The organism is Aliidongia sp., from assembly GCF_035943795.1.
In the GTDB taxonomy this organism is placed as follows: domain Bacteria; phylum Pseudomonadota; class Alphaproteobacteria; order ATCC43930; family CGMCC-115725; genus Aliidongia.
Genome location: NZ_DASZBY010000147.1, coordinates 25,313 through 38,317 on the forward strand (window position 1 = coordinate 25,313; position 13,005 = coordinate 38,317).

Annotated in this window: 14 protein-coding genes; 12 read left to right on the top strand and 2 right to left on the bottom strand. The window is 64.7% G+C overall.

Going from position 1 to position 13,005, the window contains the following annotated elements:
* Nucleotides 1-19 precede the first annotated feature (19 nt).
* From VGV37_RS28365 to VGV37_RS28415, 11 genes are all read left to right on the top strand, one after another.
* Nucleotides 20-628 (top strand): NADH-quinone oxidoreductase subunit J, encoded by a 609-nt coding sequence (locus tag VGV37_RS28365; protein WP_326883201.1) that lies wholly within the window; start codon nt 20-22, stop codon nt 626-628.
* A 25-nt stretch (nt 629-653) separates the two neighbouring features.
* Entirely contained in the window at nt 654-962 is a 309-nt protein-coding gene (gene nuoK / locus VGV37_RS28370; protein WP_326883203.1) for an NADH-quinone oxidoreductase subunit NuoK, read from the top strand.
* A 6-nt stretch (nt 963-968) separates the two neighbouring features.
* Nucleotides 969-2,897 (top strand): NADH-quinone oxidoreductase subunit L, encoded by a 1,929-nt coding sequence (nuoL, locus tag VGV37_RS28375; RefSeq protein ID WP_326883204.1) that lies wholly within the window; start codon nt 969-971, stop codon nt 2,895-2,897.
* Between the two features lie 7 nt (nt 2,898-2,904).
* A complete protein-coding gene (locus VGV37_RS28380; protein ID WP_326883207.1) occupies nt 2,905-4,452 on the top strand; it encodes an NADH-quinone oxidoreductase subunit M in 1,548 nt (515 codons plus the stop codon).
* Nucleotides 4,452-5,903 (top strand): NADH-quinone oxidoreductase subunit NuoN, encoded by a 1,452-nt coding sequence (gene nuoN, locus VGV37_RS28385; protein WP_326883209.1) that lies wholly within the window; start codon nt 4,452-4,454, stop codon nt 5,901-5,903. The genes VGV37_RS28380 and nuoN overlap by 1 nt, the downstream gene beginning before the upstream one ends.
* Nucleotides 5,900-6,688 carry a biotin--[acetyl-CoA-carboxylase] ligase gene (locus VGV37_RS28390; RefSeq protein WP_326883211.1) on the top strand — a complete coding sequence of 263 codons (789 nt, stop codon included), beginning with the start codon at nt 5,900-5,902 and terminating at the stop codon, nt 6,686-6,688. The genes nuoN and VGV37_RS28390 overlap by 4 nt, the downstream gene beginning before the upstream one ends.
* 242 nt (nt 6,689-6,930) lie before the next feature.
* Nucleotides 6,931-8,631 (top strand): ribonuclease J, encoded by a 1,701-nt coding sequence (locus VGV37_RS28395; RefSeq protein ID WP_414638126.1) that lies wholly within the window; start codon nt 6,931-6,933, stop codon nt 8,629-8,631.
* A gap of 36 nt (nt 8,632-8,667) precedes the next feature.
* On the top strand, nt 8,668-9,072 hold the full coding sequence (gene mce, locus VGV37_RS28400; RefSeq protein WP_326883212.1) for a methylmalonyl-CoA epimerase: 405 nt from the start codon (nt 8,668-8,670) through the stop codon (nt 9,070-9,072).
* Between the two features lie 6 nt (nt 9,073-9,078).
* Entirely contained in the window at nt 9,079-9,315 is a 237-nt protein-coding gene (locus VGV37_RS28405; protein WP_326883214.1) for a DUF1467 family protein, read from the top strand.
* Nucleotides 9,316-9,323: 8 nt separating this feature from the next.
* On the top strand, nt 9,324-9,866 hold the full coding sequence (locus VGV37_RS28410; protein WP_326883216.1) for a DNA-3-methyladenine glycosylase I: 543 nt from the start codon (nt 9,324-9,326) through the stop codon (nt 9,864-9,866).
* Nucleotides 9,867-9,909: 43 nt separating this feature from the next.
* The gene (locus tag VGV37_RS28415; protein WP_326883218.1) at nt 9,910-10,551 is read left to right on the top strand and encodes a hypothetical protein; all 642 of its coding nucleotides are present in this window, start codon (nt 9,910-9,912) and stop codon (nt 10,549-10,551) included.
* 88 nt (nt 10,552-10,639) lie between these two features.
* Here VGV37_RS28415 and VGV37_RS28420 read toward each other — a convergent pair whose 3' ends face one another.
* Nucleotides 10,640-11,083 carry a hypothetical protein gene (locus VGV37_RS28420; protein ID WP_326883219.1) on the bottom strand — a complete coding sequence of 148 codons (444 nt, stop codon included), beginning with the start codon at nt 11,081-11,083 and terminating at the stop codon, nt 10,640-10,642.
* 42 nt (nt 11,084-11,125) lie between these two features.
* On the opposite strand from VGV37_RS28420, the gene VGV37_RS28425 reads away from it, so the two are divergent.
* Nucleotides 11,126-11,923, top strand: a complete 798-nt coding sequence (locus VGV37_RS28425) for a hypothetical protein (protein WP_326883220.1) — start codon at nt 11,126-11,128, stop codon at nt 11,921-11,923.
* Nucleotides 11,924-11,936: 13 nt separating this feature from the next.
* Here the strand turns inward: VGV37_RS28425 and VGV37_RS28430 are convergent, their stop codons facing one another.
* Nucleotides 11,937-12,839, bottom strand: coding sequence for a fumarylacetoacetate hydrolase family protein (locus VGV37_RS28430; protein WP_326883221.1), 903 nt, complete (start codon nt 12,837-12,839; stop codon nt 11,937-11,939).
* Between the last annotated feature and the right edge of the window lie 166 nt (nt 12,840-13,005).

Consider the following 13,005-nt stretch of genomic DNA (forward strand, 5'->3'; position numbering starts at 1 on the left):
TGACTTTCGGAGAGCCGGCATGATCCTCTCGGCCCTGGCCTTCTATCTCTTCGCCATCATCCTCGTCTTCTCGGGCCTGATGGTCGTCACGGCGCGCAATCCCGTGCATTCCGTGCTGTTCCTGATTCTGGCGTTCTTCAACGCGGCCGGGCTGTTCGTGTTGCTGGGCGCGGAATTCCTGGCGATGATCCTGGTCGTCGTCTATGTCGGCGCGGTGGCGGTGCTGTTCCTGTTCGTCGTCATGATGCTCGACATCAATTTCGCGGCCCTGCGGCACGGCATCAAGCAGCACCTGGCGCTGGGCCTCGCGGTCGGGATCGTGCTGCTGGCCGAACTCATCTTCAGCGGCACCGCCCTGGCACCGCAGGTCACGGCCCATATTGCCCAGGCTGGCGCCGCGCCGGCCGGTGCGACCAATACCCAGGCGCTGGGGGCGATCCTCTATACCCGCTACATCTACGCGTTCGAGGGCTCCGGCCTGATCCTGCTGGTCGCCATGATCGGCGCGATCGTGCTGACGCACCGTTCGCGCGTCGGCGTCCGCCGCCAGGTCATTTCCGCCCAGATCAACCGTTCGCGCGCCGAGACGATCGAAGTCGTCAAGGTCCCGACCGGCCACGGCATCTGAGCCGCAAACGAGAGGAATGGAAGCCATGGAAATCGGTCTTGCCCATTACCTGATCCTGGCGGCGCTGCTGTTCACGCTCGGGATCTTCGGGATCTTCCTCAATCGCCGGAACGTCATCATCATCCTGATGTCGGTCGAGCTGATGCTGCTCGCCGTCAACATCAATTTCGTGGCGTTCTCGAGCTTCTTGGGCGACCTCACCGGCCAGGTGTTCGCCATGTTCGTGCTGACCGTGGCCGCCGCCGAGGCGGCGATCGGTCTCGCCATCCTGGTCGTCTATTTCCGAAACCGCGGCACCATCGCGGTTGAGGACATCAACCTGATGAGGGGCTAGGGCCCTATGGCAACCGCCATCGTCTTTCTGCCGCTGCTCGCGGCACTCATCGTCGGCCTGCTCGGGCGCACGCTCGGCGACCGCGCCTCGCAACTCATCACCACCGGTGCGGTGCTGGTCTCGGCGATCCTGTCGGTGCTGGTGTTCAAGGATGTGGCGCTCGATCACCACACCTCGACCATTACGCTGTTTAAGTGGATCGACACTGGCCCGCTGTCGGTCGATTGGGCGATCCGCCTCGACACGCTCACCGCGGTCATGCTGCTGGTGGTCAACGGCGTGTCGTCGATGGTCCATGTCTATTCGATCGGCTATATGTCGCACGACCATTCCAAGCCGCGCTTCATGGCCTATCTGTCGCTGTTCACCTTCGCCATGCTGATGCTGGTGACGGCAGACAACCTGGTGCAGATGTTCTTCGGATGGGAAGGCGTCGGCGTCGCGTCCTACCTCCTGATCGGCTTCTGGTACGACCGGCCGTCGGCAAATGCCGCCGCCATCAAGGCGTTCGTGGTCAACCGGGTCGGCGATTTCGGCTTCTCGCTCGGCATCTTCGCCACTTTCTTCATGTTCGGTACCCTGCAGTTCGACCAGGTGTTCGCGGCCGTCCCGGGCGCCGTCGACAAGACTTTCGAGTTCCTGGGCTACCAGGTCGATGCGCTGACCTGCACCTCGATCCTGCTGTTCGTCGGCGCCATGGGCAAATCGGCCCAGCTCGGCCTCCATACCTGGCTGCCGGACGCGATGGAAGGTCCGACCCCGGTCTCGGCGCTCATCCATGCCGCGACCATGGTCACGGCCGGCGTGTTCATGCTGTGCCGCCTGTCGCCGATGCTGGAATATTCCCAGACCGCGCTCAACGTGGTGGTCGTCGTCGGCGGCACCACTGCGATCTTCGCCGCCTCGGTCGGCATGGCGCAGAACGACATCAAGCGCGTCATCGCCTATTCGACCTGCAGCCAACTCGGCTACATGTTCTTCGCCGCCGGGGTCTCGGCCTATCCGGCCGCGATGTTCCATCTGGCGACCCATGCCTCGTTCAAGGCGCTCTTGTTCCTCGGCGCCGGCTCGGTCATCCATGCCATGTCCGGCGAGCAGGACATGCGCAAGATGGGCGGGTTGTGGAAACTGATCCCGGTGACCTACGTGCTGATGTGGATCGGCAACTTGGCGCTGGCCGGCATTCCGCCCTTCGCAGGATATTTCTCCAAGGATGCGATCATCGAGGCGGCCTACGCGGCCGGTACGCCGGTCGGCTACTACGCCTATTGGCTGGGCATCGCGGCGGCGTTCCTGACCAGCTTCTATTCCTGGCGCCTGCTGTTCATGACGTTCCACGGCAAGTCGCGCGCCGATCATCACACGCTGGAGCATGTGCATGAGTCGCCGGCCGTGATGGTCGTGCCGCTGGTCGTGCTCGCGATCGGCGCCGTGTTCGCCGGCTGGATCGGCGTCGATCATTTCATCGGCGAGGACATGGGCGCGTTCTGGGGCAAGTCGATCCTGATGCTCGACAATCACCAGGGGCTGGCCCATCGCGAGGAGATTCCGGCGCTGATGAGTTACATGGCGCTGATCGTTGGCGTCGCCGGCATCGTGCTCGCCTGGATCTTCTACGTCGTGGCTCCGGGCCTGCCGGCCGCGTTCGCCAACGCCTTCCGCACGCTCTACGAAGCCTGTCTCAACAAGTGGTACTTCGACGAGATCTACGATGCGCTCATCGTCAAGCCGTCGATGTGGCTCGGCTGGGGGCTGTGGAAGGGCGGCGATGGCGTGATCATCGACGGGCTGGGTCCGAACGGCGTCGCCGCCGTCACCCGCGGCCTGTCCCGCCGGGCCAGCCGCCTGCAGACCGGCTACGTCTACCATTATGCGTTCGCGATGCTGATAGGCGTGCTGTGCCTTGTGTCGTGGTACATTGTCTATCAGCGGTGAGGATTTGATGAGCAACTGGCCGCTCCTGTCGCTGGTCACCTTCCTGCCGCTGGTGGGTGGCGCATTCATTCTGTTCTTGCGGGGCGACGAACATCTCGTCGCACGCAATGCCCGATGGATCGCGCTCTGGACCTCGCTGATCACGTTCGCGCTGTCGATTCCGCTGTGGGTCGGCTTCAACCCGAAAAGCCCGGATTTCCAGTTCGTCGAGCAGGCGGAATGGATGCCCAGCCTCCATATCGCCTACCACATGGGCATCGACGGCATTTCGCTGTTCTTCGTGCTGCTGTCGACCCTGCTGACGCCGATCTGCATCCTCGCCTCGTGGGAGGCGGTGCATAATCGCGTCAAGGAATACATGCTGGCCTTCCTCATCCTCGAGACGATGATGGTGGGCATGTTCTGCGCGCTCGATCTGATCGTGTTCTACATCTTCTTCGAGGCTGTACTGATCCCGATGTTCCTGATCATCGGCATCTGGGGCGGTCAGCGGCGCGTCTATGCCGCGTTCAAGTTCTTCCTCTACACCTTCCTCGGCTCGGTGCTGATGCTGCTGGCGATCCTCGCGATCTATTGGCAGCTGGGTACGACCGACATCCCGACCGCCATGCACGCGACCCTGCCGAAGTCGCTGCAGAACTACCTTTGGCTCGCGTTCTTCGCCTCCTTCGCGGTCAAGGTGCCGATGTGGCCGGTCCATACCTGGCTGCCCGACGCCCACGTCGAGGCGCCGACCGCGGGCTCGGTCATCCTGGCCGGCGTGCTGCTGAAGATGGGGGCCTACGGCTTCCTGCGCTTCTCGCTGCCGATCTTTCCGGATGCCAGCGTCTATTTCACGCCGCTCATCTTCGCGCTGTCGGTCATCGCGATCATCTATACGTCGCTGGTGGCTCTCGCCCAGGAAGACATGAAGAAGCTGATCGCCTATTCGTCCGTCGCCCACATGGGCTTCGTCACGATCGGCATCTTCACCCTGTCGCAGCAGGGTGTGCAGGGCGCGCTCATCACCATGATCAGCCACGGCTTCGTCTCGGGCGCCCTGTTCCTGTGTGTCGGCGTCGTCTACGACCGGCTGCATACCCGCGAAATCGCACGCTACGGCGGCCTTGCCGAAAACATGCCGAACTACGCGCTCGTCTTCATGGTGTTCATGATGGCGTCGGTCGGGCTGCCCGGGACGTCGGGCTTCGTCGGCGAATTCCTGGTGCTGAACGGCGCGTTCGAGGCCAACACCTGGGTGGGCTTCCTCGCGACCACCGGCATCATCCTGGGGGCGGCCTATATGCTGTACCTCTATCGCCGCGTGATCTTCGGCAAGATCACGCGCGAGGACGTGCGCGGCATGCTCGACCTGTCCTGGCGGGAAAAGCTGATCTTCGCGCCGCTACTCATCCTGGTGTTCTGGATGGGCATCTACCCGTCCTCGTTCCTCGAGCCGATGAAGCCGGCGGTCAGCTTCGTGATCGATCGCGGTCGTCTCGCCTCGCAGCCCCGGCCCCATCTGGCCGCGGCCGATGCGGTCTCGGTGGCCGACGCTGTCCCGGTGGTGAAGTGATGATGCCCGTTCCCGATCTCCTGCCGGCGCTGCCGGAGCTTTTCCTGGCCGTCGCCGCGATGGCGCTGATGATGATCGGCGTGTTCCGCAGCGACCGGACCTCGGCGCTGGTCTCGTGGCTTGCCGTGCTGGTGCTGGTCTTCGATCTGGTACTGGTGCAGCGCGGCCCGATCGCGCGCACCGTCACCTTCAGCGGCATGTTCGTGACCGAGCATTTCGCGATCTTCATGAAGTCGCTGATCCTGATCGGGTCCGCGGTGTCGATCGTGATGGCGCGGCAATATAACGAGCGCAACAAGGTCGACCGGTTCGAATTCCCGATCCTGATCCTGTTCGCGACCATCGGCATGATGGCGATGGTCTCGGCCAATGACCTGATCTCGCTCTATGTCGGCCTCGAGCTGCAGAGCCTGTCGCTCTACGTGCTGGCCGCCTTCAAGCGCGACACGCTGCGGTCGACCGAGGCGGGGCTGAAGTATTTCGTTCTGGGCGCGCTCAGCTCCGGCATGCTGCTGTTCGGCGCCTCGCTGATCTACGGCTTTGCCGGCTCGACCAACTTCGACCAGCTGGCGACGGTGCTGAGCACCGAGGCTGGCCTCGGCTCGATCGGCCTGATCATCGGCGTGGTGTTCCTGTCGGTCGGCATCGCGTTCAAATGCTCGGCCGTGCCGTTCCACATGTGGACGCCGGACGTCTATGAGGGCGCGCCGACGCCGGTCACCAGTTTCTTCGCGGTGGCGCCCAAGATCGCCGCCCTCTCGCTGTTCCTGCGCGTGATGATCGAGCCGCTGGGCCACCTCGTCCATCAGTGGCAGCAGATCATCTGGTTCATCTCGCTGGCCTCCATGGTGCTGGGCGCCTATGCCGCGATCAACCAGTCGAACATCAAGCGCCTGATGGCCTACAGCTCGATCGGCCATGTCGGCTACGCGCTGATCGGCCTCGCCGCCGGCACGGCCGACGGCGTGCGCGGCGTGCTGATCTATCTGGCCGTCTATCTGTTCATGAACCTGGGCGCCTTCTCGGTCATCCTGTGCATGGAGCGCAACGGCGAGAGCGTCGAGGAGATCAACGACCTGGCCGGCCTGTCGAAGACCCAGCCGATGACGGCGGCCGCGCTGGCGATCTTCATGTTCTCGATGGCCGGCGTGCCGCCGCTCGCAGGCTTCGTGCCGAAGTTCATCATCTTCATGGCGGCAGTCCATGCCGGGCTGGTCTGGCTCGCTGTGCTGGGCGTGCTGGCCAGCGTGGTCGGCTGCTACTACTACATCCGCATCGTGAAGCTGATGTATTTCGATGCGCCGGCCGAGGCGCTGGACCCGACCGCCGGCGGCAGCGCCGTACGGGTCGTGATGGCCATCACCGCGCTCATCATCCTGCTGTTCATCCTGATCCCCGGTCCGTTGCTGGCGACGGCCGAGGCTGCCGCGACGTCGCTGTTCCCGGGATGAGCCTGCCGGAGACCGCCGGAACGGACGGCGGCCCGAAACTGCCGCCGCCTTTCACGGCGGTCCTCCGCGACGTGGTCGGTTCGACCAGCGATGAGGCCAAGGCGCTGGCTGCCGCCGGTGCTGCCCACGGCACCCTGGTCTGGGCCCGGGAACAGACGGCAGGCCGCGGCCGGCTCGACCGGCAATGGCAGAGCCCGCGCGGCAATCTTTTTACGTCCTGCATCCTCAGGCCTGACGTGACGCCGGCGCGGGCAGCCGAGATCGGCTTCGTCGCGGCGCTGGCCGTGGCGGAGACGGTTCGGACCCTGTTGCCGGCCGCGGTGCCGGTGGCCCTCAAATGGCCGAACGACGTGCTGGTCGACGGCGGCAAGGTCGCCGGCATCCTGCTCGAAGCCCAGTCCGGTCCCAACGGGACGGTCGATTGGCTGGTGCTGGGCATGGGCATCAACATCGTGGCGGCGCCGACGGGCACGCCCTATCGCGCCGTGGCGCTCCAGCCGCTCGGTGCCGTCGCGGATGCGCGAATGGTTCTGGAACTGCTCTATGGCGCGCTGGCCGAACGGCTCGACGACTGGCGGCACGGCGGCTTCGGCGGCATCCGCGCGCGCTGGCTGGCGCTCGCACGTGGCCTGGGGCAACCGATCGAAGTCCGGCAGGGCGACGCCCTGGTTCAGGGTCGCTTCGTCGATCTCGACCATGACGGCGCGCTCGTGCTCGACACGGCCGAGGGGCCGCGGCGGATCACGACCGGTGACGTGCATTTCGCCCAGGTCATAGGAGCCTAGGCGTCGATGTCCGTTGCGCGCGAGGCTCGCAATGCCGATATCTTATTCATGAAATTCGATCGCGGCCTGCTGCCTTGGCTCGTTGGAGCCGATCGGCGCACCGCGACGTTAGCGTTCGAACGAGAAATCCGAGAAACCCATCGATCGGGAGACGGGCGCGGCTTTGCGTCGGCGCCTTCCCGATCATCGACGCGACTGCCTGTGGCGGCCTGCGTCTCATCCTTTTTGAAGAATCCGGTGATATGACACGACGACCCGTTACTTTCGAATCCGCGGCCTCGGCCGCCCCGGCCACGCTCAACAAGCCCGACGAACTGGTGTTCCTGCCCCTGGGCGGCGCCGGCGAGATCGGCATGAACCTCAACATGTACGGCTACGGCGGCAAATGGCTGATGGTCGACCTCGGCATCTCGTTCCCGGACGAGACCATGCCCGGTGTCGAGATCATCATGGCCGATCCCAGCTTCGCCGTTGAACGCAAGGCTGATCTGGTCGGCCTGATGATCACCCACGCCCATGAAGATCATATCGGCGCCATCAGCCATCTGTGGCCTCGCCTCGGCTGTCCGATCTATGCGACGCCGTTCACCGCGTCGGTGCTGCGCCTGAAGCTCGCCGAGTCTGGCCTGCTGCATTCGGTCAAGATCATCGAGCAGCCGCTCGGCAGCCGGTTCAACATCGGCCCGTTCGACATCGAGCTCATCTCGCTGACCCATTCGATCCCAGAACCGAACGCGCTGGTCATCCGCACCGCGGCCGGCACCGTGCTGCATACTGGCGACTGGAAGTTCGATCCGAACCCGCTGGTTGGCCTGACCTCAGATTTCGCGGCGCTGACGCGCTTGGGCGAGGAGGGGGTCGACGCGCTGATCGGCGATTCGACCAACGCATTGCGCGCCGGCGAGGCCGGGTCCGAGGCGGACGTGCGCGAATCCCTGATCGAGCTGGTCGGGCGTTACGACAATCGCGTCGCCATCGCCTGCTTCGCCTCCAACGTCGCCCGCCTGCAATCGGCCGCCGCTGCCGGGGCCGCCCACGGCCGCAAGGTGGCGCTGGTCGGCCGCTCGCTGTGGCGTATGGAGCAGGCTGCGCGCGAGAACGGCTATCTCGACGGCACGCCCGCCTTCATCACCGACGAGGCCGCGGCGGAGTTGCCACGCGACAAGGTGCTGCTGATCTGCACCGGCAGCCAGGGCGAGCCGCGCTCGGCCTTGACCCGCATCGCCGCCAACGACCACCAGAACATCGTGCTCGACGCCGGCGACACGGTGATCTTTTCCTCGCGTGTCATCCCCGGCAACGAACGGCCGATCGGCCGGCTGCAGAACCAGCTGGCGAAGCGCGGCGTCAAGGTCGTGACCGACGACGAGCATTTCGTCCATGTCTCCGGCCATCCGGCGCGCGACGAGCTGTCGCGCATGTATCAGCTCGTGCGGCCGAAGGTCGCCTTGCCGGTGCATGGCGAAGCGCGCCATCTGATCGCGCATGCGCAACTGGCCGAGGATTGCCAGGTGCCGCAGACCGTGATCATCGAGAATGGCGAGATGGTGCGCCTGGCACCGGGGCCGGCCAAAGTGATCGACCAGGTCGAGACCGGTCGGCTCGGCCTCGACGGCAAGAACCTGGTGCAGCTCGATAGCGGCGCCTTCAAGATGCGCCTGCGCATGACGTTCAACGGCTCGGCGGTCGCGACGATCGTGCTCGACCGACGCGGCAAGGTGCTGGCGCTGCCGCAGATCACGGTCCATGGCCTGATCGGCGAAGATGCCGAGGATACGATGAGCCTGACCAAGGCGGTCGAGCGCGCGGTCAATGCCATGCCGGCCGGCGCCAAGATGGAGGACGAAGCCGTGCGCGAGACGACGCGGCTCGCGATCCGCCGGGCGCTCAGCAACAGTCTCGGCAAGAAGCCGGTGACCGAGGTCCATGTCGTGCGCGTCTGACGCGCCGGCCGACGAAACGACGGGAGAGGAAGCAGCATGATCGGACGGCTCAACCATGTCGCCATCGTCGTGCCGGATCTGGCGGCGGCGACAAGGCTCTATGCCGAGACCCTGGGCGGCAAGGTTTCGGCGGCGGTGCCGCAACCGGCGCACGGCGTTACCGTCGTGTTCGTCGAGCTGCCGAACACCAAGATCGAGCTGCTGGAGCCGCTGGGCGAGGGCTCGCCGGTCCAGTCCTTCCTCGACCGCAACCCGTCGGGCGGCATGCATCATGTCTGCTACGAGGTCGACGACATCCTTGCCGCGCGCGACCATCTGAAGGCGCAGGGCGCCCGCGTGCTGGGCGACGGCGAGCCGAAGATCGGCGCCCACGACAAGCCGGTGTTGTTCCTGCACCCGAAGGATTTCTGCGGCACGCTGGTCGAGCTGGAACAGGCCTGAGCCGTCATGAACTGGGTCGAAGGCATCGTCGTCTACACCATCACCTGGTGGCTGGTGATCTTTTGCGTGCTGCCGATCGGCGTGAAGCGCGCCGGCGAGGAGCATCTGGGCCATGACGCAGGCGCGCCAGCCAACCCGCGCCTCAAGTTCAAGGCGCTGTTGACGACCGGGATCACGACGGTGATTTTCATCGCGATCTATCTGGTCGTATCGTCGCCTTATCTGTCCTTCCGCGGTGACTGAGCACATCCATGGCGACGACCTATTGCGACGCGGCCCCCGGCCACCCGTTCCACGAGCCCTATCACGATACCGAATACGGCTTTCCCCAGCGCGACGACCGGGTGCTGTTCGAGCGGCTGGTGCTGGAGATCAACCAGGCCGGCCTGTCCTGGCTGACCATCCTCAAGAAGCGGCCGGCCTTCACCGCCGCCTATGACGGCTTCGACATCGACAAGGTCGCGGCCTATGGCGAGGCAGAGGTGGCGCGGCTGCTGGGCGACCCCGGCATCATCCGCAACCGCCTGAAGGTGGCGGCCGCGATCGAAAACGCCAAGCGGCTGCAGGTCATCATCGCCGAGCATGGCTCGTTCGCCGGCTGGCTCGACAAGCATCACCCGCTGGACAAGGCCGGGTGGGTCAAGCTGTTCGGCCAGACGTTCCGCTTCACGGGCGGCGAGATCGTCGGCGAGTTCCTGATGAGCCTCGGCTACCTGCCGGGCGCCCATGCACCGCATTGTCCGCAGTACAAGACGGTGCTGGCACTCAAGCCGGCATGGGCCGCGGCGCGGTAGCATTGTTCCGACGACCAACCTTGAAAACCACTTGCGATCAAGAATGACCAGCTCTTATGTCGATCCAGCAGTCGTTTTCGCGTGGCAGGCAGCGCATTCGGTCGCGCGGGGCTCCCCGCCTCCTGTTCACGATCGCGGGGGCTTCCGGGTAGATACCAATTCGGAAAAAGAAGCGACGCGTTGGATATTTCCACAACTATGTGACGGGTTGCACGCAGTCGCATGCGGCATCACGGCACCGCGGCACTATCTGAAACTGTGCGGCACCGGAGAAGAATTGCGAAGGGTCCTTCCACCGCATTGGGAGATCCACCCCGCGGCCTATTTCATGACGGCAACGGAGATCGCCTTCGGTCCGAAGTCTCTGCCCGATGGATACCGGATGGAGCTTCACCAATCCGGGCCTGTCACCCAGGTTCGCGTCCTCGCGCCAGATGGCAGTCCAGCTGCCAGCGGGCACGCTGCGGAAACTGCAGACGCCTTCGTTTATGACCGAATCGAAACCACCCAGGATCACAAGCGCAAGGGGCTCGGTATCGCGGTGATGATCGCCCTCGGATCCACCAGGAAGTCCCTCGCGGCGAGGCCACTTCTTGTTGCGACGGAAGATGGCCGCAGCCTCTATGAAAGGCTTGGTTGGACGGTGCTCTCGCCATTCGCGACCGCGACAATTCCGGAAAGCTGACCGCCTGCCAAAAGCACTCCGCCGGCCCTTGGTGACGCGCGCGCCTTTTTGGCGCTATTGAGGTCTTCCCCGGAGCCCCGTTCCGCAGCTATGACCAAGCATGACCGGCGATCTCCTCATCCATGAACTCGGCCCCAAAGGCGACGGCGTGCACCGGTCGCGGGGCGGCACCGTCTATGTCGACCGCGCCCTGCCGGGCGACCGGATCCAGGCCGCGATCCGTCGCGATGACGATGGTGTCCTGCGCGGCGACCTGCTCAAAATCATCAAAGCCTCGCCTCATCGCGTCAGGGCGCCATGCCCGAATTATGACGTCTGCGGCGGCTGCACCCTGCAGCACGCCAAGGATGAATTCTATCGACGCTGGAAAGTCGACATCGTCCGCGATGCCCTGCGCAATAAGGGTTTGAAGCCGAGGGTCTGGCGCGATCCGGTTTTCCTGCCCGCAGGCGACCGGCGCCGCGCCACCTTCACCGCCTTGAGGAAAAACGACCTCGTCATCCTGGGTCACTACCGGCGCCGGGCGCATCATGTGACGGACATCGCCTCCTGCCTCGTCGCCGATCCGGCGGTCATGGACATGCGCGACCGGCTGACGGCCCTGCTCGCGAGAATCCTGCAGGACGGTAAGCCCGCTGCGGCCTTCATCCAGGCGGTAAACGGTCAGTTCGATATCGTCATCACAGGCCCCGTCGGCAAGACGGGCAAGCCCGATCAGGAGACGCGCAAGGCCATCGGCCAGCTTGCCCGGGACGCGAGCGTCAACCGCATTTCCTGGCGCGCCCATCTGGACGATACCGCCGAAATCATCAGCGAGATCAGCCCGCCGCGCGCCCATTTCGGCGATCTCGACGTCATCCTGCCGCCGCTCGCATTTCTGCAGCCGACGCAGGCCGGAGAGAATGCGCTGGTCGGTGCCGTCATGGAACTGCTGCCGCCAACCGGAAAATTCGCTGATCTGTTTTCCGGCTGCGGCACCTTCACCGGTCCGATGCTGGAACGCGGCGCGGTCGACGCCTATGAAAGCGTCGGCTCCGCCGTCCGCGCCCTCGATAAGGCGAAAGGCAGCAGGCCGCTGAAGGCTTTACGGCGAGATCTCTTCCTCAATCCGCTGCGCCGCGACGAAGCCAACCGTTACGACGCCATCGTCTTCGACCCGCCGCGCGCCGGAGCGCAGGCGCAGGTCAGAATGCTGGCTTCCAGCAGGGCGCCGATCCTCGTCGGCGTTTCCTGCAATCCCGCCACCTTCGCCCGCGATGCCCGCATCCTGGTCGACGGTGGCTATCGGCTGGACAGCGTCCGCGTCGTCGACCAATTCACCTGGTCTCACCACGTCGAACTCGTGGCCGCTTTTACCAAGCGATCCAGGTGAAGCGCCCGTCCGACTACGGACGCTCGTAGGCGATGATCGGGGTCACGAGCCGGCCGATGTCCGAAATCTCGCACACCACCTCGTCACCGGCCTTCAGGTAGCGCGGCGGATCCATGGCATAGCCGACGCCGGAAGGTGTGCCGGTCGCGATGATGTCGCCGGGCTCGAGCGTCAGGCCGGCCGACAGCGAGGCGATGATGGTCGGGATCGGGAAGATCATCTGGCCGACCAGGGCGCGCTGGCGTGGCTCGCCATTAACCGTCAGCGACAGTTCGAGCGCGCTCGGATCGGCGATCTCGTCCCGGGTGACGACGAATGGACCCATCGGGCAGGATCGATCGAGCCCCTTGCCCTTGAACCATTGATCGTGGCGGCGCTGCAAATCGCGCGCGGTGATGTCGTTCAGGATCGTAAAGCCGAAAACATGGTTCCAGGCGCGGTCGGCTGGAATGTCGCGCCCGGCCTTGCCGATGATCAGCGCTAACTCGACCTCGTAGTCGATCTTGGCGCTCACCGACGGGTCGACCGCGAAAGGCTCGCCGGGGCCGATTACCGCCGTCGGCGGCTTTGTGAAGAATTGCGGTGCTTCCGGCAATTTTGTTTCCGTGCCCCGCGCGCGGTAGCCCTCCGCCACATGGTCGAGGTAGTTCCGGCCGACGCAGAACACATTCTTGCCCGGGCGCGGGATCGGCGCGGTCAGGCGTACGGCCGAGAGCGGCAGCGATAGGCTGGACTGGGCCAGCAGATCGCGAACGACGGCCAGGGCCGGCGCGCCAGCAGCGATCAGGCCAGAGAGATCCGCGGGCAGGGAGAGCCCGGCCTTCCGCGCCGCCGCCGGCAGATCGAGAATGCGGTCTTCCGTTACGAAGACTCCGTAGCCGATTTTTTCATCATGGACGAAACTGGCGAAGCGCATTCCAATTCTCCCGAAAGCTGCCACGCAGCTACTACGATCGATAAAAATCGCTCCGGCAAGATCGAAGCCGACGACGGGTTCTGGCTGGCCGTTTTATCGGCCAGCGCCAGGAAATCGGACGTCCGGAAATTGGCAAAAAAAATGGCAAGGGCCAAAGCCTCTTGCC